The sequence below is a fragment of the Petroclostridium xylanilyticum genome, from assembly GCF_002252565.1.
Classification (GTDB): Bacteria; Bacillota; Clostridia; order SK-Y3; family SK-Y3; genus Petroclostridium; species Petroclostridium xylanilyticum.
This window is the reverse complement of the sequence record NZ_NPML01000018.1, coordinates 396,730-420,770: the sequence shown is the minus strand read 5'-3', so window position 1 is coordinate 420,770 and position 24,041 is coordinate 396,730. Positions and strand designations below refer to the sequence as shown.

The following is a 24,041-nucleotide window of genomic DNA, read 5'->3' as shown; positions in this document are numbered from 1 at the left end:
ATGACATTTGAAAACATACTAAATTCCATGCTGGCAAGGGTTCCGGACAGCCTTGATAAGAGAGAGGGAAGCATTATTTATAACGCCCTTGCTCCGGCGGCATACGAGCTTGCACAGGCATATTTCCTTTTGGAAAACTTTTTAAAGCTGCCTTTTATTGACACGTCTGAGGGTGAATACCTGACAAGGATATGCTCGCAGTATGGGGTGCACAGGAAACCGGCTACAGCTGCGATAAGAAAAGGGGTTTTCGAAGGCAGTTCAAACAATCCCTTCAACGTGCCTCTTGGCTCAAGGTTCGGGATTGACGGAATAGTATATGTTGCTACTAAAAAGATATCGGACGGCGTATTTGAAATGACATGCGAAACTCTGGGAACAACGGGAAACATTCCTGTAGGGGATCTACTTCCTATTGATAACATACCTGGATTAGGATCCGCTCTTTTATCCGATATTATCACATACGGCGAGGACGAGGAAACGGATGAGGCTTTAAGGGAGCGTACACTTACAAAGGTCCAGTTGCCTACTACATCCGGCAATTTAAATGCTTATAAGTTGTGGGCGTTAAGCGTGCAAGGTGTCGGAGGTGTAAAAGTATTTGAGACCTGGAACGGAAACGGGACTGTTAAACTTGTGCTTATAGACACCGACAAAAAACCGGCTAGCAGTGAGGTTGTAACAGCAGTAGCGGAATACATTGAAACAGTCCGTCCTATAGGGGCAAGTGTCACGGTTGAGGCGGCAGCACAGCTAAATATAAACATATCGGTTACGGTATCAAGGGCAGCCGGCTATACGTTGGAGCAGGTCACCTATAATATAACATCAAGCGTATCCGAATATCTTAAGTCTGTGGCTTTTATGCACGATTTTGTGAGCTATGCAAAAATCGGAAATGCAATACTGGAAGCCCCGGGTGTGGTTGACTATTCAAACCTAACGGTGAATGGTGGTACATCAAACATCCCAATATCGTACACTGCTGCAAACTGCCAAACGCCGGTAATCGGGACGGTGACTGTGAATGAATAAAACTGAGGAAATGAAGGCTCTTGTGCCTGAAATATTCCAGGAAATAAAAGAATACATTGAGATATTCAACACCCAAGGAGTAGAGCTAGATAATATTTATAATGCTGTGAATGAAATTCTGGCGCAATGCTTTGTTAATACCGCTACCTGGGGGCTGGGATATTGGGAAAGGATGCTTACGATACCTGTTGATAACTCAAAGGAAGCTGCATACCGGAGGGACGTCATCCTATCAAAGATAAAAGGAACCGGCACCGTCACCCCCGCACTCATAAAAACTGTCGCTGAAAGCTATAACAACGGCGAAGTCGATGTAATCGAACATCCTGAAACATATAGCTTTGAAGTTAAATTTATTGGTACCCGTGGCATACCTCCAAACCTGTCAGATCTGCAAAATGCAATACATGAACTTAAGCCGGCGCATTTGGCGGTTACTTATACTTTTACTTATACAACCTGGGGTGAAGTAAAGCAGACAACGTGGATTAATATAAAAGCAGGTACTTGGGGAGATTTGAAGACAAGGAGAGTGGTATAATGCCGGATTTGACACCGAATTTAAATTTAGAAAAACCTCTTGATAATGAAACGGCTGATATTGGAGTTATAAACAGTAATATGGATAAAATTGATACCGGGTTTGGTAATATACAGCAGCAAATAGAAAACATCGACGTAACAGGCACTCAAATAACAGTCGACCAGTCACAGGCACCATCCTTACCAGGTAACGGAACTATTGCCCAACTATTTAACTGGATAGCAAACAGGATAAAGGCAATTACAGGCAAAACAAATTGGTGGGACACACCGGATATAACTCTTGCCAGCGCAAAATCACATATAGATGCAGCAGCACCACACAGCGGACACGAAACCCCTGCAGGAGCACAAGCAAAGGTGGATGCACATGCAAACGCTACAGATCCACATCCTCAGTATGCGTTAGATACTGACCTTAATTCACATGCGGCCTTGACATCTGTCCACGGTGCAACATCCACAGCAACAGCAAACACTATCATCATGCGTGACGCAAGCGGACGAGCAAAAGTAGCAGCGCCGAGTGCGAGCGATGATATTGCAAGGAAGGCAGAGGTGGATACAAAGGTTAGCAAGTCTGGGGATACGATGACGGGAAATTTAACTATTAGCGGAGGCAGTTTACAAGTCGGGATTTCAAGTGGTTCAATTGGCGTGGGCGATGATACAATAATAGAAGATTGTAATGTAGCAAATACAATAAGAATAAAAGGAAAACAAGATCCAACAAAAGCAGATATATACTTAGGTACTAATAATTATAAAGTCTGGCACTCAGGCAACGACGGCGCAGGGAGTGGGCTGGATGCGGATATGATAGATACTTATCATGCAGTTGATATTACAAATGGAATTACAAGTGGAAAAACCACTGATAGCGTATATTTTCAAATTATGGGGGTGTAATATATGGCACTTAGAGGAAGTTTAGCAAGTTCTGTTGCATCTGTCAATCCAGGTACAGTATTTAATATTGCGAACGTAACAGGTAAAGGAATTTTACGTGAAATATGTTTTTATTTAGATAATCAAGTGGGTGTTTCAGGACAAAGATTTGAAATTATAATAGACAATGTTACAGTTTTTTCACAAGATGTTTATAACACAGCCGATTTTGCTAGGTTATTAATAGGAAAAGATGGAACAGGGACAAGCGTATGTGCAGAAATAACACTTTACGACTCCGCAAACCGTGACATTGGTGGTTCTTGGCGATTGAATTTACCATTTCAATCATCTATGACAGTTCGTATCAACAATACAAGTAGTTCTAGTATAATTGCAAGAATACTTGTTAATTACGTTTTGGAGGTGTAACATGCAAGTATATATTACTATGTCTGGGAGATTGTTAGGAATATTAGAAGGTGATGGAGAGTTTGTTTGTGATGAACCTGTCTTACAATTTGATATACCTCATTGTACTGATATTAATATGATTGACGTAGTATTCGATGAGCAAGGTAATCCTATTGATGTAAAATTGAAAGAAAATCAGTTTGATGTTACAGATGAGGAAGGCAATATAATTCCTCCCGAACCCATCGACGAAGAAAAAGCCGCTATGGCTGAGGCTATTATTGATATGGAAAACAGAATATCACAATTGGAGGCGATGTTAAATGCTTAAACAGTATCTTGTTGTATCTTATGCTTACCTCGTAAAAATCGGCAGGTGGGACTTAGAACCCACGGAAGGCAATATAAAAAAGGCAGTACCTGAGGAATACCGAATTGCGGTGGCTGAGTATTTGGCAGGAGGTGTATAGCACGTGGAGAAAAAACTGTATAACATCATAGTTACATCAGGAGGCGCGCTTGCCTCCTATCTTTTTGGGGGGTGGAGCGCATTGCTTGGAATATTGCTTGGATTTGTGGTGATAGATTACGCTACTGGTTTTTTAGCTGCGGCCATAGAGGGGGAATTGAGCAGTAAAACAGGTTTAAAGGGCATAGCAAAGAAGGTTTGCATATTTGCTGTAGTGGCTATAGCAAACCTCATTGATGCAGCAATGGGCAACCAGCATATTTTGAGGGATGCGACTATATTTTTCTACCTCTCAAACGAGCTCTTGTCTATTATCGAAAATGTCGGGAGGGCAGGCATACCAGTGCCTTCGCAAATCCAAAAAGCTGTGAAAGTGTTGCAGGGGAAGGAGAATGAGTGATATGCCGTACACATACATAGTAGACCATATACCAACATCTACAGCCAAAAACAGACGTCCGGGAATATCCATGACGCCGGAATATGTAACAATCCATAGCACAGCAAACCCGTCCAGCACAGCCAGGCAGGAACGGGCATGGCTGACAAACTCAAACAACATAGCGACGGCATCATTCCATGTTGTTGTTGATGAGAAAGAGGCCGTTGAGTGCATACCGCTCAATGAGGTAGCCTGGCACGCCGGGGACGGCAGGGGTCCCGGAAACACAAAAAGTATAGGAGTGGAGATATGTGAAAGTGGGGATAGAGAAAAGACATTGCAAAATGTTGCGGAGCTTGTGGCGAAGCTGCTACATGAACGAAAATGGGGTATTGACCGGGTGAAGCAGCACTACGACTGGAGCGGGAAGAATTGCCCGCGGATACTGAGGGATACGGGCAGGTGGCCGGAATTTTTAGGTATGATTGAGAAGGAGTTGAAGGAAATGAGCGAGCATTGGGCAGAAAAATACTACAAGTTTTTGACGGAAGAAAAGGGCATAGTCATTCGTGAAAAAAGGTTTGACGATACCGTCACCCGTGGGGAACTGTTTGCGCTCATGGCAAGGATGATGGGGTATAAGGAATAGGAGGGATAAACGTGAAGAGCATTGAAACCCGTAAAACTATAGCCCTTGCGATGTCAGCGGCTTATATTATTTTTACCGGGTATTGTATTGTTACTGGGAAGTCAATCCCACAGGAATTTGTGGCAATAGTGGGTCCGATAATAGGTTACTACTTCGGTAAGTCCACAGCCCTGGAGATGCCACAGAATAATAAGCCCCCGGGTTGAGCCTGGGGGCGTTTTGATTAAATATGCAAGCGTTCCCTTAATGCTTCTTGCAGAACCTGTGAAAAATTGATTCCCGCCTTTTCGGCTTTTGTATTTAACCAGTTAGGTATGGTTAATGTTTTTTTAATAGCCCTGCTATCATTCAAATTACGATATTCTACCGTATCTACTACGATAAGGTTTACAAACTCTGTTTTTTCACAGCGTATATCAAACACATTTGAAGCCTTAGGTATAGTTTCGTTGTTGTCTTCCGCATCGCAAAGCCACATTGCTACGGCATCCTGGGCCATTTCAATAGCATTAGGCAAATCCTTGCCACATGTTACGCAACCTGGTAAGTCTGGGACCTTAATAGAGTATTCACCATTTTCAAGAGGGGTAAAAATAGCAGGATAAACATATTTCATAAACAACAACTCCTTTCGATATTTTTAATATATATATATATAATATCCAGAAGTAGGGCTTATTTCAGCCCTGCTTCTTTAAGGATTTGGTTTGCAGTGTACTCGTTAATTTCAGTATGCCGGGGGATTGGAATTTTAATGCCTTGTTTATTAGGGTGCTTTGCCATGTCGTGTTTCGCTCCGCTTGTTATTTCCCATCCCGCATCTTTAAGTCGTTTTATCAAGTCCCTGCGCTTCATTAACCTCACCTCTTAATTATATTATACACGTGTTTTATACGTATGTCAATAAGTATATAGGAAATATTATAAAAACTGCAAATTGATAGAAAAAACGTGGAAAGTAAAAAATACTACTTTTGCTTGAGGTTTTGAGTGATTAAAACCCCGGGACCTGAGCCGGGGGTTTTATGGTGGGCGGGGAAGGGAGGATAGAGAAAATATGGGAATATCATTATGTTGAACTTTTATTTTCTGAAAAAAACGAGCTCCTATTAAGTGCTAGGAGGCTCATTTAACTCACTTTAAGTTATTTTAACCCAAATTGTGCCTTGCTTTGCAATTTACCACCTTGGAATATTAAATTAGCATTTGCGCCTAATGAACCTTCTCCTTTATACTGATACACTACAGTATAAAAATCGGCACCCTTTTCTCCAGTTTCAGAAACAAGTTCTCCTGGACCGCCTATTATTTTTGTAACTTCTTCATAAGTCATGCCATTTTGAATTTTGTCAAATTCATCTTTTGTTATTGTAGGCTTATTAACATTCTCTTCAGATTCCTGAGTTTTTGTAGGCTGCTCAGCTTGTTTTGTTTCTTGAGTCTGCTGTGTTTGTATTGTCTGAGAAGGTTGCGAATTCTTGCTGTTCGATGCAGAACCTATAGCTCCTATGACCACAATTACAATAACCCAAAACCACCACTTTTTAAAGATTTTCATTCATGACACCCTCCTAATTTTAAGTAATTACAAATATATATTATACCAAGTGCATAGTCTTAAATTTGTTATATTTTGTCGAAATAATATAGTTAATTTGCATAAATAATTAATAATTTTAAAATTATTTTTTTATATATAATCATGATTTTATGTCGAATTTTAGAAACGTTTGTCGAATCTGGATTAAATATCCTAATTTTTACATGTTACGCATTGAATTGGGAATTGTTATGTTTTATAATAAGAACAAATGTTCGAATAACAAAAACAGGAGGCGATTGATCATGTATAATAATGCGCTTTTGGAGTTAATAAAAATCATAAAAAGTGGGTACATAAATAATACTCAATTTAAGAGAGAATTATTATTATCGTTGGCACGTAAAACAGGCGACAAAAATATATGTACTTTATGCGCATACATCATAGACAGTCTACATAAATGAAATTGTGACAAAATTGTGACTTTTTATAAAAAAAATAAGCGTCGGCAATGGATTGTTTTACCTTTAGGCAAATCCGTCAATCCATTGCCGCGCCTACGATACAGGAAAATTACGAATAATATAGTTTGGTATTAAATACGACTGGAAATCGTGTGTAGGCTAATACCCTACCGAGGGTTCGAATCCCTCTCTCTCCGCCAGTAGCAAGGGTTTGAAGATAAATTCAAATCCTTTTTTCATGCTCATTTTCTTGCTAAAAACTCTATTTGCTAAAAAATGATTTTGGACAGACCGAAATGGGACGATATAAATGAGAAAGTTTTGTTGAAAACTTAAAGAAAAATTTCAGTGGTTGTGGATAAGTGAAGACTAAATATTTAAGTATTTATGGATATAATTAAAGGGTTGAATGTACATTTGATTACGAAGTATCAAGAAGCTAGAAGGATATTTTTCAATAGTATTTATTTCATTTACCTTTGTACAAATATTTCAAGTGCAAAATAGCGTTAATACAGTTGGTGAAACTGTTAAGTTTTTACCGGACATCGTCTAAGTTAAGGTAAATAATATTGTGTACATTATTAATGTAACATCAAAAGATGCTAAAAGTAAACAGGTAAATCATGTTACAAACCCAATAGCAACAACCATTTTGGATAAATTAAGTGCCTGATATATTTATTTTTCAAGGTTCTTATGATATGGATTTAAATGAAAGAAAGGCAGATTATTTTGCAGCAAAAATGATTTTCGGTAATGTATATGACTATTACTATTCATTAGAAGATGAAAATTTTATTGATAGAGTAATAAAATGCATGGATGTATACAAGGCACCATATAAAACAGTTCTTATAGAATTGTTTGAAGAAGCAGTTATAAAGTTTAATGATATGAATTTAAAAGAAAAAGTTCTTGAACATTTTGATAATGAACCAAGCGATTTAGTCGAAAAGTTTAAAGATTTGGAATTAGATTCAGAATTAGTAGAACCTTCCTATATTGTAAGTTTAGGAGGCTTAGAGAAAACAATACGTAATATTATGAAAGAAAATCCTGATGTTTCCTGCCATAAAGATAACTATAATTTTTTGATGACTTTAAAAAAGAAAATCAAAAAAGAAGTGGAGGGACTTGCTATAGGTATTTGATTGTTTGTGAAGATAAAAAGGCAGAACCAAATTATTTTCAAGACATTAAAAGAAAAATTGAAACAAAGTATAGAGATGAAATTGATGTAAGATACAAGATAGAATTAGATATACAGGGAACTGGCAGAAATACAGAGAATTTAGTAGATTATACAATTAAATTTAGAAGTCTAAGTGAAATACCCTATGGGCATACACGGAAGTGTTAAAAAAAGATTCACCTTGAAAAAAGTACATAAGAAGCACCAGATCAATTGTTGTTTTCTTTTTATTTTATCACACAAATACGTAATTTTACATCGGAAATTTGATAGATTTGCGGATTTTTTTAGCCGGCACTAATACCTTGACATCCAATGACTGAGTGCAGCACGTTAACATTATACATATTTACCATAAAATGTATGGAATTTAATATTGAAATTTTCAGTTCTTTATATTAAATTTTTGTAATCATTTCCATTTCATTAATCTGTAAATAAAAATCTAATTTATTATCAAACTATATAAAGGAAAAAAGTAGTGTTATATAAGATAGGAGGATTAACATGACTGAACAAAACAAAACTGACAGGGAAATACCTGATGTGATAGAAACCTTAGTCGAAAATGGTAAGATGGCACTGAAAGAGATGGTTAAATTAAATCAGGAACAGGTAGACCATATTGTTAAAGAAATGGTACTTGCAGGATTGGCTAACCATATGAGACTGGCAAAACTGGCAGTTGAAGAAACAAAAAGAGGAGTTTATGAAGATAAAATTATTAAGAACCTTTTTGCTACTGAGTATATTTATCACAGCATAAAATATCAGAAAACAGTTGGTATTATTGACGAAAACGAAGAAGAAGACTATTTCGAAATAGCAGAACCGGTGGGGGTGATTGCCGGTATCACTCCGGTTACAAATCCTACCTCTACAACATTGTTTAAATGTATTATTGCAATGAAAACAAGAAATCCGATTATATTTGCTTTCCATCCCAGTTCCCAGCAATGCAGTGCAGAATCCGCCAGGGTTGTGAGGGATGCGGCAGTTAAAGCGGGGGCACCTGAATATTGTATTCAGTGGATTGAAGAACCTTCTATAGCGGCTACTCAGGCCTTAATGAAAAATGACGGTATTTCTTTGATCCTGGCTACGGGCGGTTCATCCATGGTTAAAGCGGCGTATAGTGCCGGAAAACCTGCATTAGGAGTGGGTCCTGGTAATGTACCCTGTTACATAGAAAAGACAGCAGATATAAAGAGGGCAGTAACAGATTTGATTATTTCAAAAACCTTTGATAATGGCATGATCTGTGCATCCGAACAGGCAGTTATTATAGATAAGGATATCTATGAAACTGTCACGGATTATATGAAGGAACACGGCTGTTATTTTGTTAATGAAGAAGAGCGGAAAAAATTAGAAAAGCTTGCTATTGATGAGGAAAAATGTGCAATGAATCCACAGATTGTGGGTCAATCAGCTTATACCATTGCACAAATGGCAGGAATGGAAGTTCCGAAGGAAACAAAAATACTGGTTGCTGAAATAGAAGGGGTAGGCCCGGAATATCCTTTGTCCAGGGAAAAATTAAGTCCGATTCTGGCTTGTTTTAAAGTAAACAACTCAAAAGAAGGAATCCAGAGGTCAGTAGAAATGGTCAATTTTGGAGGATCCGGCCATTCTGCAGTTATCCATTCTAACGATGACGGTGTAATCAATGAGTTTGCAGAAAAGGTAAATACCGGACGGATAATTGTTAATCAACCCTCCAGCCATGGGGCAATCGGCGATATATATAATACCACCATGCCTTCACTTACACTGGGATGCGGTTCTTTTGGCAGAAATAGTACAACTGCAAATGTTACTGCAGTAAATCTAATCAATAAAAAACGTGTGGCAAGGAGAAGGTATAATATGCAGTGGTTTAAAATACCTGAGAAGATATATTTTCAACCCGGCTCTGTCCAATATCTTTCAAAAATGCCTGGAATTTCAAGGGCGTTTATTGTTACAGACGAAATGATGGTCAAATTAGGTTATGTGGAAAAAGTCCTGTATCATTTAAGAAAACGTGTTGGCAGGAACTATGTGCATTCAGAGATTTTTGACAGGGTACAACCGGACCCGACAGTTAATACTGTAAGAGAAGGTGTTAAAGCAGCAGGGGCTTTTAAGCCTGATGTTATTATTGCCCTAGGGGGAGGCTCGGCAATTGATGCTGCCAAAGCAATATGGTTGTTTTATGAACATCCTGAAACTGATTTTGACGACCTTCGCATGAAATTTATGGATATCCGCAAGAGAGTATTTAAATATCCTCCCCTTGGGAATAAAGCAAAGTTGGTGGCTATTCCCACTACTTCGGGTACAGGTTCTGAGGTTACATCTTTTACAGTTATCACTGACCCGGAAAAAGAAACGAAATATCCGCTGGCTGATTATGAATTGACACCGGACATCGCTATCATTGACCCGGAATTTGTGCAGTCAGTACCACCACGTGTAACAGCAGATACAGGGATGGATGTCTTAACTCATGCAATTGAAGCTTATGTATCGGTTATGGCTTCCGATTACACTGATGCGCTTGCTATGAAGGCTATCCAGCTAGTATTTGAATACCTGCCGAAAGTTTATATGAATGGTGATGACCAGGAGGCCCGTGAAAAAATGCATAATGCATCATGCATAGCAGGTATGGCCTTTACCAATGCATTTTTAGGAATAAATCACAGTCTGGCACACAAATTAGGCGGCGAATTTCATGTGCCTCACGGCAGGGCTAATGCTGTTTTGCTCCCTCACGTTATTAGATATAATGCTTCAAAACCGACCAAGTTTACTGCATTCCCCAAATATGAATATTATATCGCAGATAAAAAGTATGCAGAAATAGCCAAATATCTCAGACTGCCCTGCAGCACTACAGAGGAGGGCGTCGACTGCCTGATATCTACAATATTGGATCTGATGAGAAAGCTGGAAATGCCCCTGGCTATAAGGGATTTCGGCATATCAGAAGACCAGTTTATGAAAGTTGTAGATGAGCTTGCGGATAAAGCTTTTGAAGACCAGTGTACTACAGCCAACCCAAGAATGCCGTTGGTATCGGAATTAAAAGATATTTATATAAAAGCTTATAATGGAATATAGTTAAAAAATATGCCGTTGATTTCTAATAAAAATTTTTAGATTAATTTACCAGCATATATTATTTCAAAAAAGGTTAATATAATATCACGACGGGTATGTAACGGTTGAGCCCAGACTCATATATGCTCCAAAAGGGGTATATATTGGTCGGTCAAAGATTGCATACAGGTCATTGATTAGGCTTGTATGCAGTCGGCGGGAAGATCCTGTACGGCGGGGAAAAGTTTTATTGCAGTCGTATATTTTAAATACATGATTGCAGTAAGATTCCAACCTGCCGTACAAGGTCGAGCGAAGATCATACAGAGTGCCGAAGGTCCTGTGACTATCGGTCGTATGCAGCCGGGAGGTTGCATATGGCTGTACAGGTATTCTGTATGGTCGAACGGACCATCATTATAGGTAATGAACTGCTTGGTCATGGTCGGAAGATCATGGCCGGGTAATAAGTTATCTATAGTGGTGCAAGATAGACCGTTACGTGCTCGTTTTTTAATTTTGATTTGAATCACAGAATATTTGAAGAACGTTCATATTAAAAATTTATTATTTTATTATATCTGCTCATTGTGGCAAAATTATGGTAGAATATTGAAACTTTTGTGAAAGTTTAACTCATAAAATATAAATAAATATAACAATTTTTTAAAACATTGATAGCATTTGGTGGTATTAATAAGCTGGATCTTTTGCAACGAAAAGATGAAGCTAAACTCAAATAAAAAACTCTTGACGTAGTTCTGAAAGTTCTGAAAATTTTAAAAAATATTTGACAAAATATAAAGAAAATGATACTATAAAAAAAAGTGAATGAGCGTTCATTCTTTTGAGGAGAGATACCGTGGAATTGGATAAAAAAGAATTAATTCGCCAATGTGCTGCAGAAGTAATTGCGAAAGAAGGATATTATAATACAACAGTGAGAATGATTGCTGAAAAAGCTGGTATAGCCGTTGGTACAATATATATATATTTTAAAACGAAGGAAGAAATTCTCGATTATATTTTTTTAGTAGAACATAATAAGAGGATTAAATATTTAGATGAACTTCAGAAGAATAATAAGAGTATTACAGAAGTAATTCAATCTTTTTTAGACTTCCATTTCAGTGAGCTAAAGGAAAATCCTAGCATCAGTAAAGTGCTGGTTCAAGAAGGCATATCTCCTTTGATGTCAAACGCTGAGGGTATAAAAAAGTACTGGACCAAACTTCCGAATATTTTGGCAGAAATGCTTGAAAGAGCACAGCAAAACGGAGAGATACGCAGTATGGATTCCATTATAGTCTCACGTTTAGTATTTTATCTAATAAGAGGAAGTGTTTATATAATGCAAGAAAGTGATGCTGCTAGTTGGATTAATAAGGTAAAGGAACAAATAGTTTCTTTGATTTTGGATGGTATTAAAAAATAATTATATTTTTTAAGCAACTATGAATGAGTGTTCATTCATGATATGAAAGAGTTAATTTTTTTTGGAGAATATAATACTGCGGGCTGCAGCTTTCATTTATTATCTTATGTCCGCCAGATACAGAAATGTCAGTAAGAGCTGATCAAAACGATACATTTGTAATTTTAAATGTCAAGACCCCAAGCTTTTAATACGCTATTTTGATAATCAAAAAATGGATAGATCCTTTCTTATAGGAATTTTTTATAATAGGAGGATGCGAAAATGACTTTAAATTTTAGGAAGCTTATTCAATTTTCTTTCTTAGTTGCATTTGCTATTTTACTTGTCTTTAACAAAGCAACTATGTGGATGATAATTTTCTTGACAGGTATTATTGCTGCATTTTTCTTTGGCCGCTTTTATTGTGGGTGGATATGTCCGATTAATACCTTGATGGAAATAACGGGATGGGTATCTAAGAAGCTTAATTTCCAACAAAAAAATGTACTTGGTTGGATAAAAAAATCTTTTGTTCGCTATGGATTGCTTGGAGTATTTATTGGACTTATGTTGTTTACTATAGTAAGTGGCAAAAAAATGCCTATATTAGTCATTATGGTTGGAGCAGGAACCGTTATTACGTTATTCTTCAAGCCCTCTCTATGGCATCGGTATCTTTGTCCATACGGCACTATATTGAGTGTACCAGGACTCTTGGCAAAATATAAGTTTCAAATTAATAAAGATACATGTATTAAATGCGGAGTTTGTAAAGCTGTTTGTCCGGCAGAAGCGGTTGAAATGAAAAATAAAAAAGAATTTCCCCAAATCATAAAATCTTCATGTATACAGTGTTCTAAATGTGCTGATAAATGCCCCAAACAATGTATTCAGTACGGGAAAGAAAAACATCATACGCCTAATAACATATCGATTTAATACATGATGCGTCTATATTTTTATTAGAAAATTTAACGAGGAGAAATCAATATGAGCTTAAAAGAATATATTGACGTAATCAGTAAGTCAGAAATATTTAAGAGCGCTTCATCAGATACATTAATTCAAACTCTTAATGAAATAAAATTCAGAATTGCCCATTATGATGCCAATAGCATAATTTTTGATGAAGACAATATATGTACAACTTTTAATATTGTACTTGACGGTATTGTAGGAGTTCAAAAAAAAGATAAGAGCGGTAATTTATTAGAGAATGTACTAGTCAAAACTAGTGATATATTTGGTGAAAGTATTTTTTTGACCACTCGAATATACTTATTATCACTGCATTTGCCAAGAAATACGTAACTATTCTACATATTGAAAAAGATTCTGTATTCAGGTTATGTCAAATAGACAGGAATTTTGTTAATAATTTTTTAACATTGGTGTGTGAGGAAAATAAACGATATGTATATTCCTATCAGCTGATTGAGTTGGAGAATCAAAAAGCTAAAGTAAATACAGACAAACAGAAAGATAAAATCATCATTGAGGTGAAAAAAGCATATTTGGATATTGAAACTGCTGAAAAAAACATCGACTTGAATAGAAAAAATCTGGAATATGCCCAAGAAAATTTTAAAATGGCTCAATTAAGGTATAAAGAAGGGATTACTACCAGTTTGGAATTAATGTCTGCAGAAATTGCATTGCAACAGGTGCAAAGCAAATATATTCAATCCTTAAATGATTACGATGTTGCAGTACTGCAGCTGATTTATTCTACCGGTGGTAAAATTGAATAAATAATATGTGCATAAAAATTATCATAAAAGGAGCTAGTGACATGAAAAAAAATAAGCTTATTTTTATAATTCCAATAGTAATACTTATTATTGGCGGAGTGGCTGCTTTCATAGACCTATTATGATGACAGCCCTTTCCGACGTAACAGGCATGCTGCCCCTGGCATTACAGCTTGCCTTGGGTTCCGAAAGGTTTTCACCTTTGGCAATAGCTGTTGTTGGAGGTATGATGGCTGCTACTTTTCTGACCATGATAGTAATTCCTGTAATATATGCAACGTTTGAGGGAATAAAGGCGAAATTTGCAAAAGTTTTACCGGTTTTCGGTAATGAAGTATCGTATTGAGCGAAGTAGACAGCGGGAACATTCTAGGATTAAGGATCAGTATTTTTATATTTTGGAAAGAGATTTTTAAAGCTGAACACATTGAAAATCATCACTACAGTTATGATGAGGTAATGTGTCAGATAGTAGAAATTTTCCTTTATGGGATTGCAAATGTTTAAATATACTTTGGCGATATTTTTCATGGTCATTTTTTTGCTAAAAATTCTATTTGCTAAAAATGATTTTGGACAGATTAAAATGGAAACAGGATAAACGAGAAAGTTTTGTTGAAAACTTAAAGAAAAATTTCAGTGATTGTGGATAAATGTGGACTAAATCTTTAAGTATTTATGGATATAATTAAAAGGAGTAGGGATAAGGATTTAAGCCTTATCTCTACTCTTTTTCAATTATGTTTTTTATCGGTTTATACAACATTAATGTAATAATAAAAATTGCAATACCTATTATGGTGGGATAAATATTTCCTGTTACATATAATACTGTCGGGCCGTCTGCTCCACCTATTATGCCTACGCTTAAAGAGTTGTTAAAGCCTGTAAAAAACTTGCCTATTATTCTAATTAGTAAAAAAATTATAAAACAGAAAATAAAATGCTTCCTAAAACTAACGATAATTCTTACTTGAAATTTCTTGGTTATATTTGTTGTATTATTTAAAACTATTGGTATCTATTTACACAGGGAGGTCTTTAAATAAGTAAAACATGCAATAATTGATCAGGGAGTTTAGAAGAAGGTATAAAAGAATTGATGGAAAATGGTAATGGCTCTATTTCATTATTAGAGTTTCTGCAAAATCCTTTCTTAATAACTTTATTTTTCAGTTTTGCTATGATACTATAAAATAATAACCGTAAAAACATTTCGAGAAATTATTATTTGACGCCATTAAGAATAGTTTATATATTGATGATTAAATGGTTGGAAATTAAGACATAGTATTTATATGTTGTGTAGTAATAGGATAGTGTGGAGGAATAAATGGAATGAAAAAGAGAGATATAACAAAGATGAGAAGTATAAGAATTATCAGAAACTTGACAATCTTTATGGTGATATCTAAAATCTAAAAATATAGGATAAAATTACTAAATAATATTACTAATAAACGAAAGAGGGATTTTTGCGATGGAGAAAATTGTTCCAAATAGGGCAGAGGCTTATGAACTTCTAAAAGAGTATAATAAAAATGAAAGTCTAATACGACATGCATTGGCTGTTGAATCTGTTATGTTGCACTTTGCAGAATTATTTAGAGAAGAAGACAAAGAAAAATGGGGAATTATAGGGCTAGTACATGACCTTGACTATGAGATGTACCCAGATGAGCATTGCAAAAAGGTAAGGGAAATACTAACAGAGAGAAATTGGCCTGAAGATTATATTCGGGCAATAGAAAGCCATGGCTGGAAGATTTGTTCTGATGTTGAGCCATTGGAGAGAATGGAAAAAGTGTTATATACAATTGATGAATTAACGGGACTGATTGCGGCTACAGCACTTATGCGGCCAAGTAAAAGCATACTGGATATGGAAGTAAAATCAGTCAAGAAGAAATGGAAACAGAAAGGGTTTGCGGCAGGAGTGAATAGAGAGATTATTGAAGAAGGAGCAAAAATGTTGGGGATGGAATTGGATAAAGTAATTGAAGAAACTATCAAAGGTATGCAGAAGGTAGCAGAGAGCATTGGTTTGAAAGGGAATCTATAAATAGAACTGCAAAGATAACAAATTTGAAAATTTAAATTGAAAACTAATGCAGGTTTTATATAAAAGGGATATAATATTGTCAATAAATTTAAATTACTGAACGACTTTACTACGATAAGTAAGATGCGGTCTTGCATGAGGAGGTAAATAATGAATCAGCTTATATCAGCAATTATCCTGGGAATTATAGAAGGCTTTACTGAATTTCTCCCGATTTCTTCAACAGGGCATTTGATTATTGCAAATCAATGGTTTAAATTAGAGGGTCAATTTAGCAATATATTTAATGTTGTGATTCAACTTGGAGCGATTTTGTCTGTCATCATATACTTTAGAGATAAGTTAAATCCATTTGCGAAAAACAAAATCGCAGGACAAAAATGGGAAATCATCGCCTTGTGGAAAAACACAATTATTGGAGTTATGCCGGCATTAGTATTGGGCGTTATCTTTGGTGATGTCATTGAAGAACGATTGTTTAACCCGCTTACAGTTTCCATTACTTTATTTATCGGCGGGATCGTTTTAATATGGATTGAAAATAGGAAGAAAACCAGCAGAATGAATGCAATTTCCGATATAACATATAAGGATGCGTTTTTAATCGGGATATTTCAGTGCCTGGCCATGATTCCGGGTACTTCAAGGTCAGCGGCTACAATTATAGGTGGCATGCTGATAGGGTCCTCAAGGAAAGTGGCAGCAGAGTTTTCTTTCTTCCTGGCCATACCAACCATGTTTGCAGCATCCGCCTATTCCCTGTTAAAAGGTGGTACAGCCCTGACTGCCCAGCAGTGGCAAATACTTTTGGCAGGCTTTGTAGTATCCTTTCTTGTAGCCTGGGGTGTAATTGCAGTCTTTATGAATTATATTAGAAAGAAAGACTTTAAACTCTTTGGATATTATAGAATTGTTTTAGGTATTCTAGTTATGCTGTTGTTAATTAATCAGTAGCAGGTAGAACTTACCTGTTAAAGAAATAATGTAAATGCCAGGTTGAGGCCTGTGTTAGTCATTAGGTCTAAAGAGGGATGTATAAAATGTTCGAGATACTTTCTTCCATATTTAAATATATTTTTATAGTTATCATCTATGTCTTTATATTTGGAATTATCCGTCTTATCTATTTGGACATTAAATCTATGAATGGACAGGGGAAAAAAATCCATGAGAAATACCCTTATTTAAAGTTAATAAACCGGAGGGAGCGTCTGGATTTTAAAGTCCAGGAAAGCTACACCCTGAATGAAAATAAGACAATTGGGCGTTCAAGTAAAAATGACATTGTTATCCAGGATCCGTACCTTTCCGGGGAACATGCACATTTGATACTGGAAAACGGTATGTATCTTTTGAAAGATTTAGGAAGCACCAACGGGACATTTATAAATGATGTAAAGATAGGTGTGGAACCGGTAGCGTTAAAAAACGGGGACAGAATTCATATTGGACAGATCGATTTTTTGTTTGTAAATGATAAAAAATGAGGTAGCAAGTATTATGTGGAAACTTTTGAATTATCGCCGGCCTGTTAGAATGATTATATTGGCCAATGTTATTGCTTTTATTCTTTTATCCTTTTATAAGGCATCCTTTGATAGGTATACATTATTAGCAGGACTAGGTGTTGTTGCAATCATATATCTAACCTATTTTATTCTTATAAAGAAAAATTGCGGAGATGAATATTTGTTTTTAATCGTTGCCATGCTTGTAAGTATGGGAATCATCATGATTTACCGCCTGGATAAGGAATTAGGTGTGAAACAGATCATCTGGTTTACGGGAGGCATTATTTTATTTTTCTTAAGCTACTATATTTACCTAAAGTTAAACATATGGGATCGTCTGATATATTTGTACCTTGGCGGTTCCTTTTCGTTATTTTTATTGACTTTGTTTTTGGGAAGAAATATTCAGGGTGCAACCAACTGGATTGTTATAAAAGGACATAGCTTTCAGCCTTCGGAACTTATTAAGATTATCTTTATCTTCTTTTTAGCCTGTTATTATAGGCATCCTGAACAGTTAAAGCCTCCTGTCATACCGTTAGGAGATAGACAAATAATCATAGGAAGTAAAGTTGTTTTATTGGCAGCTGCATATGCTCACATGGGCTTTCTGGTTTTACAAAGGGAGTGGGGGAGTGCTCTTCTATTTTTCCTAATCTATTTCACATTGCTCTATGTATTTGAGAATAGTATAAAAGTACTCTTGATCAATGCTGCTATTGCTGTTTTGGGCAGCCTGGGAGGCTTTATATTTGTATATCACATCAAGGTTAGGGTGGATGTCTGGTTAAACCCCTGGGCGGACATTGCAGGAAAAGGATATCAGATTGCCCAATCTTTATTTGCCATAGCGTCTGGAGGTTTTTTTGGGACAGGTATTGGCTTGGGAAGCCCGCAGTTCATTCCTGAAGTTCAGACAGATTTTATCTTTTCTGCTATTTGTGAAGAAATGGGTATCTTTGGAGGTGTAGCTGTAGTACTGATGTGCTTTATATTGGCTTACCGAGGATTTAAAATCGCCCTGGAAATCGAAGACCTTTTTCACAAAACAGTGGCACTGGGAATTACCCTTATGTTTGGGTTCCAGACGTTTATCATTATCGGCGGTGTCATTAAACTTATTCCGTTAACAGGTATTACACTTCCGTTTGTAAGCTACGGTGGAAGCTCTCTGACCACAAGTTTTATTGCACTGGGAATTTTACAGGCTATTTCCAGGAAAATCTATGAAGGAGAGGAGAAGAATGCTGTTGCAGAACAATAAAAGGATTATTCATATTCTTATTGCAATGAGTATACTCTTTCTTTCCATCATTGGATATTTGACATATTTTGAACTTTTTATCAAAGATAAGATTATTACCAATTCCTACAATCGCAGGCAATGGGAGCGTGAGGATGATACCATAAGGGGAAAGATTTATGATAGAAATGGAATTGTTTTGGCAGAGAGCAAGGTTGAGGGTGAGAAACAGGAAAGAATATATCCCTATAAAAATCTCTACAGTCACGTGATTGGCTATAATTCCAGAACCTATGGAAAGTCTCTGATTGAAGCAAATTTTAATAAGTATTTACTGGGTATTAATGAGTTCAGTGCTGTATTTGATTTAAAAAATAAACTAAGTGGTTCAGAGAAAAAAGGAAATGACCTCTACTTAACCATTGACCACCAGCTTCAAATCCAGGCAGAAAGACTTTTAAAAGGAAAAAAAGGAGCTATCGTAGTGATGAACCCAAAAACCGGAGAAATTTTGGCAATGGTGAGCAAGCCCGATTTTAATCCCAATGATCAAAATCTTGCACAAAACTGGAGAGAGATGGTGGAATCGGAAGAACATCCTTTTCTTCCACGTGCCACACAAGGGCTTTACGTGCCTGGTTCAACCTATAAAGTGGTGACCAGTGCAGCTGCTATAGAAAATGGAATGGCCGGCCGGACTTTTGACGATAAGGGATTTATCATTATCGACGGAAAAAAAATTAAAAATTCTGGGGATAAATCTTACGGTAATATTGATTTAAAACGTGCGCTGGCTGTGTCTAGCAATACGGTATTTTCACAGATAGGTGTAGATTTGGGGATGGAAAATTTAAAAAATGCTGCTGAAAAAGTCGGGTTCGGGAAAGAAATCCCTTTTGATATTTCTCTAAATCGGAGTATTTTTCCATATAGAAACATGAGCAAAACGGATATGGCGGCAGTAGGAATGGGACAGGGGAAACTTCTGGTAACTCCCCTTCACATGGCCATGATTGCTTCTGGTATTGCCAATAGCGGTGCAATGATGAAGCCTATTTTAGTGAATGAAGTTGTGTCTCCCGGGGGTAATGTACTGTACAATCGCAAACCTGCTGTTCTTTATCAGGTGATGTCAGTGGAAACAGCTGCAAAAGTAAAAGAGATGATGCAGGAGGTTGTAACAGCGGGTACAGGTAGAAATGCAAGAATCAGGGGAATTAATGTAGCAGGTAAAACCGGTACAGCCGAAAACGAACTAACAGGGAGAGAAAAAAATAAGGAACATGCATGGTTTATAGGTTTTGCACCGGTTGAAGATCCTCAGGTAGCAGTAGCAGTGATTATAGAATACAGTGGTTCTACAGGGGGCCAAATAGCTGCACCTATTGCCCGGGATTTGATGATAATGTGGTTGAATAAAAAGTAATCTATATAGAATGATGTTGCTCTTTTTTTTTAATTGCAGAGTTGGTATAATGATATAAAAGATAATATTGGCGCGGTAATTTTCTCTTTTGCCATTGCGTGGAGCGACAGTGACGTGGTGATCTTATATATAGAATACAGTGAGGGGAAAGTTATGATATGGATAAAAAATCTCACAAAGCAATATGGAAAAGTAAAGGCTCTTGACAATGTTAGTTTTACAATAAAAACCGGTGAGATTTTCGGAATAGTAGGACCAAATGGCGCAGGTAAATCAACGCTCATCTCTATAATTTCTACAGTACTAAAGCCAACAGAAGGAGATGTAGTAATAGATGAATACAGTATCATAAAGAATCCTGAACATATAAGAAGGAAAATTGGGTATGTACCGCAGGAGATAGCCCTTTATTCCACACTATCTGTTGCTGACAATCTAAAGTTTTGGGCAGGAATAACCGCTACTGGATTAAAGAAGGTTACCAGTGCAGACATAAGGCGCATTGCAGCTATTGTAGGTTTGGAGGAAAAGCTTAATATAAAGGTAGTACAGCTGTCAGGCGGTATGAAAAGGAGGCTAAATATAGCCGTTGCAATGTTAAATGACCCTGAGATTATCATTATGGACGAACCTACGGTAGGTGTAGACATTAAAGCCAGAAGGGAAATTATGAGATTTATAAAGGACCTGGCCAATCAGGGTAAAACTGTAATTTATACCAGTCACAGCTCAGAAGAAATTGAGGTTTTATGTAACCGGATAGCCTTGTTAAATGAAGGGAAGCTGTTATTTGAAGGCTCTCTTGAAGAAGCGCGGAAACAGGCTGAAGAACGGAATATCAGTTCGTTATTTTCGGGCCGGCCTCCCAGGCTGGATGATATTTTATGCTATCTGGGAAATTGGGAATCAGATTAATTAAGAAAGGTAAGGTGGGGTAGCATGAAGGGCAATTCACAGCGACAAATGAATCTATTATCAGTGCTGGCAGCCGGCAATAAGATAAAAATAATCCTCACAACCATTATTGCATTATTAACCATTGCAGGGACGGCATTAGGATATAAGATGTTTTTCAGCAAAACACCCAAACAGCTGTACTTAGAAGCTGAATATAGAAACTATAAAGTTTTTGCTGAAAAGATAAAAAAGATTCAGGAAAAGGAAAGGGTAAAACTGGTACAATACTTACTGGAAAATCCCTCTCATGTTGTTACAGAGCTATCAGGAAATATTTCACTTGATGGGAACGGTATGGCTGCGGAACAATTGGATACTATCAAAGACTTGTTAAAAAAAGCAAAACTTGTCATAGACACAAAAAATAATCCAAAGGAAAAGAAAAGCCTGTCACAAATTTCGTTACAACTAAACGGAAGCAATCTTGTAGATGCTCATATCTTTCAATCGGACAGAAAATTAGGTTTGAAGGTTCCTTTATTATATGATAAATACTTTGTTCTGGATACGGATAATTTTAAACAAAGTCTCGAAAACATAGGAATCCAAGAGGATAATATTCCAGAAAAAATACTGACATGGGAAGATTTTAAGGGTGTAATAAAACTTCCCAAAGAGCAGTTACGGTCAATAGGTCTGGATTATGGAAAATTTATCACTTCTTCTATTAAGGAAGAGGAAATTGTATTAACGAAAAATGTAACTTTTAAAATAAGTGATTCTGAGATAAAGTGTAAAAAATTTACCCTTACCATGTCGGAAGATAGGGCTAAAGACTTACTGGCTGGGCTTGTAAGTAAGTTCAAAGATGATGAAAAGCTTTTGGAGCTGCTCACAGAAAATGTGTATAATATAGCCAGGTTAATGGAGAACACAGGGAACATTTCCAGTGAGGAGTTGGGAAAATTAACTGATCGAAATGAAATAAAATCGGTTATTAAAGATGGAGCTCTAGAATTTAAAGATTTAGTGGCAAACCTTAAATTCCCTAATGGAATAAAGATGTCTGTTTTAGTGGATAAACAGAATAATATTGTAGATAGAAAAATAGAATTTGAAATAGGATATAAAGAGGAAGATGAGAGAATTTTATTCATGATTTTTAATAGTAATCTGGCAAATAAAGACCAATCAGAAATAAGTGAGCTGAATGTAGCAATAAAGCCGCGGGGAAGTTCTTTCAAAGGCAAGAATGAACTAACATTTGCGTTAAATTCCTATACTGTCCCTAATACTAAAGAAAATACTCTCAAGAAAAAGCTGGAAGTATACACTAAATTATATAACAACGACAGAGAAGTATTGAATGGAAAAAGTGAAATCAATATAAACAATCAAAAAGATGAGCAGGGTGAGGAAAGAATAGAAACAGATTTGGTTGTAACTGCAAAAGGAGAACAAGACAGCGGCAGTTACGATATCAAGTTAAACGGTCAAATCTTACAGGACCTGAAAGGTACCCTTAAGGACAAATTGTTTGATGCTGATTCGGATATGAAGTTCAAGGTTGATGTAAACGATAGCAGCATTGGAAACCAGGCATTAGAGTTAAAATTGAAAGTGAAAGAAAACATCAAGCTGGATGAAACTCCGGATTTTCCAGAACTGGGCAGCAGCAATTCCATAGATTTGATAAATGTAAATGAAGCAGAAAAAATGGAAATAATACAGGAAATTCAAATGCAAGCTTTCAAGTTTTATATGAAAAATAGTCAGCTCTTTAATTTGAATTAACTTGTTGTGCACCCGCCTTTTATGGTGGGTGCAATAAATTGGTGGGTTGAAACATGGATATAATTACAATGACATGGTATGATTTCAAAAAATATTTTCAAGACAAAAAGGCAGTTTTCTTTATGATGGTAATGCCTCTTATTGTCATTTTTCTGGTTTCCTATGCAATCTCTCCACTATTTTATACTAACTCGTATATTGATAAATTCAAGATTGCCATCGTAGACAAAGAAAACTCCATAGAGACCCGGACACTTATCAACCACTTTGAGAGCTCTGAATCGTTAAAAAATTTAGCCGAAGTAATACATACCGATTATGAATATGCCGTTCAATTAATGGATAAGGATGAAATTGCAGCAATTATCGTGATACCTGAACATTTTAGCGAAGATGTTGCTGTAGGGAAAAATACTCCTGTAACAGTAATAGGAAACAGGAATAAACCTGTCCAGTCCCAGATCATCAAAGCGATGATGACCAGTGGAGCAGACCTTGTTACAGCTGCACAGAGCGGTGTGAATACAATATGGGATTTTTTAAAAAAGGCTGGTGCATCTTCAGAAAAATTAAACCAGTGGTTTAATAAGTCAGTAATGGAATTCTCCTTAAAGTCGTTGGGAAGAAACCAGGTATTTGTAAAAAAAGTTGTTTCACCCATTGCAGATATTTCTCCCTTTGAGTATTATTCTATTTCTATAATAGTAATTTTTATGCTTTTTAATGGTATGTCGGGATTAAGAATTTTGATAGAAGAAAAGCACTCTGAAGTGCTAAAGAGAATAATATCAAAAGGAATATCCGTTTGGAAGATTATATTATCCAAATTTATCTCTCTATTCTTATTTCAGTTGATACAGTCGTTTATTATTTTTGCTGTCCTTGTCCTTGCAGCTGACAGGTATTTAAGAGGAAACAGTATGAATGCAGCACTTGTACTTGCAGTAATAGTGGTGGCTGTCAGTTCATTTATGATTTTTATTGCTTCCTGTGTGAACAGCATATTTTTAGCCGATATGATTGCATATATAGGGATATTAACCATGGCGTTTATAGGAGGAAGTATAATTCCGCTGACATATTTACCTGCAAGTATAGAAAAGGTTAGTTTTCTTTCCATTAACAAATGGGCTGCTCAAGGGCTTATATATTCGGTTTTTTGGAACAGGCAGGATATTGTCATAACTAGTATTGGTGTTTTAGTACTATTATCGGTTGTTTGTATAATTGGTTCCATATTTTCTCTTGCGAGAACTGCGAGGTGAGCA

Annotated in this window: 28 protein-coding genes; 25 read left to right on the top strand and 3 right to left on the bottom strand. The window is 36.4% G+C overall.

Features of this window, described 5'->3' with window-relative positions:
- The 9 genes from CIB29_RS11910 to CIB29_RS11875 are packed head-to-tail and all read left to right on the top strand — an operon-like array spanning position 1 to position 4,589.
- Positions 1-1,038 (top strand): baseplate J/gp47 family protein, encoded by a 1,038-nt coding sequence (locus CIB29_RS11910; protein WP_242965194.1) that lies wholly within the window; start codon positions 1-3, stop codon positions 1,036-1,038.
- Entirely contained in the window at positions 1,031-1,579 is a 549-nt protein-coding gene (locus CIB29_RS11905) for a YmfQ family protein (protein ID WP_198543859.1), read from the top strand. Before CIB29_RS11910 ends, CIB29_RS11905 begins: the two co-directional genes overlap by 8 nt.
- Complete coding sequence (locus tag CIB29_RS11900; protein ID WP_094549943.1) at positions 1,579-2,490, top strand: hypothetical protein; 912 nt, start codon at positions 1,579-1,581, stop codon at positions 2,488-2,490. Before CIB29_RS11905 ends, CIB29_RS11900 begins: the two co-directional genes overlap by 1 nt.
- A gap of 3 nt (positions 2,491-2,493) precedes the next feature.
- Positions 2,494-2,901, top strand: coding sequence for a hypothetical protein (locus tag CIB29_RS11895; RefSeq protein WP_094549941.1), 408 nt, complete (start codon positions 2,494-2,496; stop codon positions 2,899-2,901).
- Position 2,902: 1 nt separating this feature from the next.
- The gene (locus CIB29_RS11890; protein WP_094549939.1) at positions 2,903-3,214 is read left to right on the top strand and encodes a hypothetical protein; all 312 of its coding nucleotides are present in this window, start codon (positions 2,903-2,905) and stop codon (positions 3,212-3,214) included.
- A complete protein-coding gene (locus tag CIB29_RS18915) occupies positions 3,207-3,353 on the top strand; it encodes a CD1375 family protein (RefSeq protein ID WP_198543858.1) in 147 nt (48 codons plus the stop codon). The genes CIB29_RS11890 and CIB29_RS18915 overlap by 8 nt, the downstream gene beginning before the upstream one ends.
- Before the next feature lie 3 nt (positions 3,354-3,356).
- Positions 3,357-3,752, top strand: coding sequence for a phage holin family protein (locus CIB29_RS11885; protein WP_094549937.1), 396 nt, complete (start codon positions 3,357-3,359; stop codon positions 3,750-3,752).
- The gene (locus tag CIB29_RS11880; RefSeq protein WP_242965193.1) at positions 3,745-4,383 is read left to right on the top strand and encodes a peptidoglycan recognition protein family protein; all 639 of its coding nucleotides are present in this window, start codon (positions 3,745-3,747) and stop codon (positions 4,381-4,383) included. Before CIB29_RS11885 ends, CIB29_RS11880 begins: the two co-directional genes overlap by 8 nt.
- Before the next feature lie 11 nt (positions 4,384-4,394).
- A complete protein-coding gene (locus CIB29_RS11875; protein ID WP_094549935.1) occupies positions 4,395-4,589 on the top strand; it encodes a hypothetical protein in 195 nt (64 codons plus the stop codon).
- A gap of 17 nt (positions 4,590-4,606) precedes the next feature.
- Here CIB29_RS11875 and CIB29_RS11870 read toward each other — a convergent pair whose 3' ends face one another.
- The 3 genes from CIB29_RS11870 to CIB29_RS11860 all read right to left on the bottom strand — a co-directional run bounded on the left by CIB29_RS11870 (position 4,607) and on the right by CIB29_RS11860 (position 5,941).
- Positions 4,607-4,999: a type II toxin-antitoxin system HicB family antitoxin gene (locus CIB29_RS11870; RefSeq protein ID WP_094549933.1), complete on the bottom strand. Its 393-nt coding sequence runs from the start codon at positions 4,997-4,999 to the stop codon at positions 4,607-4,609.
- A gap of 59 nt (positions 5,000-5,058) precedes the next feature.
- Entirely contained in the window at positions 5,059-5,238 is a 180-nt protein-coding gene (locus tag CIB29_RS11865) for a type II toxin-antitoxin system HicA family toxin (RefSeq protein ID WP_094549931.1), read from the bottom strand.
- A gap of 289 nt (positions 5,239-5,527) precedes the next feature.
- The gene (locus CIB29_RS11860) at positions 5,528-5,941 is read right to left on the bottom strand and encodes a DUF3862 domain-containing protein (RefSeq protein ID WP_094549929.1); all 414 of its coding nucleotides are present in this window, start codon (positions 5,939-5,941) and stop codon (positions 5,528-5,530) included.
- Between the two features lie 1,117 nt (positions 5,942-7,058).
- Here CIB29_RS11860 and CIB29_RS11850 point away from each other — a divergent pair.
- The 16 genes from CIB29_RS11850 to CIB29_RS11775 all read left to right on the top strand — a co-directional run bounded on the left by CIB29_RS11850 (position 7,059) and on the right by CIB29_RS11775 (position 24,038).
- Entirely contained in the window at positions 7,059-7,544 is a 486-nt protein-coding gene (locus CIB29_RS11850) for a hypothetical protein (protein ID WP_242965191.1), read from the top strand.
- On the top strand, positions 7,541-7,753 hold the full coding sequence (locus CIB29_RS11845) for a hypothetical protein (RefSeq protein WP_094549927.1): 213 nt from the start codon (positions 7,541-7,543) through the stop codon (positions 7,751-7,753). The genes CIB29_RS11850 and CIB29_RS11845 overlap by 4 nt, the downstream gene beginning before the upstream one ends.
- A gap of 339 nt (positions 7,754-8,092) precedes the next feature.
- Positions 8,093-10,693: a bifunctional acetaldehyde-CoA/alcohol dehydrogenase gene (gene adhE / locus CIB29_RS11840; protein WP_094549925.1), complete on the top strand. Its 2,601-nt coding sequence runs from the start codon at positions 8,093-8,095 to the stop codon at positions 10,691-10,693.
- 841 nt (positions 10,694-11,534) lie between these two features.
- Positions 11,535-12,107: a TetR/AcrR family transcriptional regulator gene (locus CIB29_RS11835; protein ID WP_157910288.1), complete on the top strand. Its 573-nt coding sequence runs from the start codon at positions 11,535-11,537 to the stop codon at positions 12,105-12,107.
- A 264-nt stretch (positions 12,108-12,371) separates the two neighbouring features.
- A complete protein-coding gene (locus tag CIB29_RS11830) occupies positions 12,372-13,028 on the top strand; it encodes a 4Fe-4S binding protein (protein WP_094549921.1) in 657 nt (218 codons plus the stop codon).
- A gap of 51 nt (positions 13,029-13,079) precedes the next feature.
- A complete protein-coding gene (locus tag CIB29_RS11825; protein WP_094549919.1) occupies positions 13,080-13,400 on the top strand; it encodes a cyclic nucleotide-binding domain-containing protein in 321 nt (106 codons plus the stop codon).
- An 80-nt stretch (positions 13,401-13,480) separates the two neighbouring features.
- Entirely contained in the window at positions 13,481-13,840 is a 360-nt protein-coding gene (locus tag CIB29_RS11820) for a TolC family protein (protein WP_198543857.1), read from the top strand.
- A gap of 121 nt (positions 13,841-13,961) precedes the next feature.
- On the top strand, positions 13,962-14,186 hold the full coding sequence (locus tag CIB29_RS11815; RefSeq protein WP_242965189.1) for an efflux RND transporter permease subunit: 225 nt from the start codon (positions 13,962-13,964) through the stop codon (positions 14,184-14,186).
- 1,134 nt (positions 14,187-15,320) lie between these two features.
- Positions 15,321-15,902: an HD domain-containing protein gene (locus tag CIB29_RS11810; RefSeq protein WP_094549916.1), complete on the top strand. Its 582-nt coding sequence runs from the start codon at positions 15,321-15,323 to the stop codon at positions 15,900-15,902.
- A 150-nt stretch (positions 15,903-16,052) separates the two neighbouring features.
- Positions 16,053-16,856: an undecaprenyl-diphosphate phosphatase gene (locus CIB29_RS11805; RefSeq protein WP_094549914.1), complete on the top strand. Its 804-nt coding sequence runs from the start codon at positions 16,053-16,055 to the stop codon at positions 16,854-16,856.
- An 86-nt stretch (positions 16,857-16,942) separates the two neighbouring features.
- Positions 16,943-17,389, top strand: coding sequence for an FHA domain-containing protein (locus CIB29_RS11800; protein WP_094549912.1), 447 nt, complete (start codon positions 16,943-16,945; stop codon positions 17,387-17,389).
- Entirely contained in the window at positions 17,376-18,677 is a 1,302-nt protein-coding gene (locus tag CIB29_RS11795; RefSeq protein ID WP_242965187.1) for an FtsW/RodA/SpoVE family cell cycle protein, read from the top strand. The genes CIB29_RS11800 and CIB29_RS11795 overlap by 14 nt, the downstream gene beginning before the upstream one ends.
- On the top strand, positions 18,658-20,082 hold the full coding sequence (locus tag CIB29_RS11790; RefSeq protein WP_242965185.1) for a peptidoglycan D,D-transpeptidase FtsI family protein: 1,425 nt from the start codon (positions 18,658-18,660) through the stop codon (positions 20,080-20,082). Before CIB29_RS11795 ends, CIB29_RS11790 begins: the two co-directional genes overlap by 20 nt.
- A 153-nt stretch (positions 20,083-20,235) precedes the next feature.
- Positions 20,236-20,997, top strand: a complete 762-nt coding sequence (locus CIB29_RS11785; RefSeq protein ID WP_094549908.1) for an ABC transporter ATP-binding protein — start codon at positions 20,236-20,238, stop codon at positions 20,995-20,997.
- Positions 20,998-21,021: 24 nt separating this feature from the next.
- Positions 21,022-22,773, top strand: coding sequence for a DUF6583 family protein (locus CIB29_RS11780; RefSeq protein WP_094549906.1), 1,752 nt, complete (start codon positions 21,022-21,024; stop codon positions 22,771-22,773).
- Positions 22,774-22,826: 53 nt separating this feature from the next.
- Positions 22,827-24,038 (top strand): ABC transporter permease, encoded by a 1,212-nt coding sequence (locus CIB29_RS11775; protein ID WP_094549904.1) that lies wholly within the window; start codon positions 22,827-22,829, stop codon positions 24,036-24,038.
- Positions 24,039-24,041 lie beyond the last annotated feature (3 nt).

Excerpts from the sequence above, each read along its gene's own strand:
- CIB29_RS11910 (WP_242965194.1), top strand. The coding sequence starts at position 1 with ATGACATTTGAAAACATACTAAATTCCATGCTGGCAAGGGTTCCGGAC.
- CIB29_RS11905 (WP_198543859.1), top strand. The coding sequence starts at position 1,031 with ATGAATAAAACTGAGGAAATGAAGGCTCTTGTGCCTGAAATATTCCAG.
- CIB29_RS11900 (WP_094549943.1), top strand. The coding sequence starts at position 1,579 with ATGCCGGATTTGACACCGAATTTAAATTTAGAAAAACCTCTTGATAAT.
- CIB29_RS11895 (WP_094549941.1), top strand. The coding sequence starts at position 2,494 with ATGGCACTTAGAGGAAGTTTAGCAAGTTCTGTTGCATCTGTCAATCCA.
- CIB29_RS11890 (WP_094549939.1), top strand. The coding sequence starts at position 2,903 with ATGCAAGTATATATTACTATGTCTGGGAGATTGTTAGGAATATTAGAA.
- CIB29_RS18915 (WP_198543858.1), top strand. The coding sequence starts at position 3,207 with ATGCTTAAACAGTATCTTGTTGTATCTTATGCTTACCTCGTAAAAATC.
- CIB29_RS11880 (WP_242965193.1), top strand. The coding sequence starts at position 3,745 with ATGAGTGATATGCCGTACACATACATAGTAGACCATATACCAACATCT.
- CIB29_RS11870 (WP_094549933.1), bottom strand. The coding sequence starts at position 4,999 with ATGAAATATGTTTATCCTGCTATTTTTACCCCTCTTGAAAATGGTGAA.
- CIB29_RS11865 (WP_094549931.1), bottom strand. The coding sequence starts at position 5,238 with ATGAAGCGCAGGGACTTGATAAAACGACTTAAAGATGCGGGATGGGAA.
- CIB29_RS11860 (WP_094549929.1), bottom strand. The coding sequence starts at position 5,941 with ATGAAAATCTTTAAAAAGTGGTGGTTTTGGGTTATTGTAATTGTGGTC.
- adhE (WP_094549925.1), top strand. The coding sequence starts at position 8,093 with ATGACTGAACAAAACAAAACTGACAGGGAAATACCTGATGTGATAGAA.
- CIB29_RS11830 (WP_094549921.1), top strand. The coding sequence starts at position 12,372 with ATGACTTTAAATTTTAGGAAGCTTATTCAATTTTCTTTCTTAGTTGCA.
- CIB29_RS11825 (WP_094549919.1), top strand. The coding sequence starts at position 13,080 with ATGAGCTTAAAAGAATATATTGACGTAATCAGTAAGTCAGAAATATTT.
- CIB29_RS11815 (WP_242965189.1), top strand. The coding sequence starts at position 13,962 with ATGATGACAGCCCTTTCCGACGTAACAGGCATGCTGCCCCTGGCATTA.
- CIB29_RS11810 (WP_094549916.1), top strand. The coding sequence starts at position 15,321 with ATGGAGAAAATTGTTCCAAATAGGGCAGAGGCTTATGAACTTCTAAAA.
- CIB29_RS11805 (WP_094549914.1), top strand. The coding sequence starts at position 16,053 with ATGAATCAGCTTATATCAGCAATTATCCTGGGAATTATAGAAGGCTTT.
- CIB29_RS11800 (WP_094549912.1), top strand. The coding sequence starts at position 16,943 with ATGTTCGAGATACTTTCTTCCATATTTAAATATATTTTTATAGTTATC.
- CIB29_RS11795 (WP_242965187.1), top strand. The coding sequence starts at position 17,376 with ATGATAAAAAATGAGGTAGCAAGTATTATGTGGAAACTTTTGAATTAT.
- CIB29_RS11790 (WP_242965185.1), top strand. The coding sequence starts at position 18,658 with ATGCTGTTGCAGAACAATAAAAGGATTATTCATATTCTTATTGCAATG.
- CIB29_RS11785 (WP_094549908.1), top strand. The coding sequence starts at position 20,236 with ATGATATGGATAAAAAATCTCACAAAGCAATATGGAAAAGTAAAGGCT.
- CIB29_RS11780 (WP_094549906.1), top strand. The coding sequence starts at position 21,022 with ATGAAGGGCAATTCACAGCGACAAATGAATCTATTATCAGTGCTGGCA.
- CIB29_RS11775 (WP_094549904.1), top strand. The coding sequence starts at position 22,827 with ATGGATATAATTACAATGACATGGTATGATTTCAAAAAATATTTTCAA.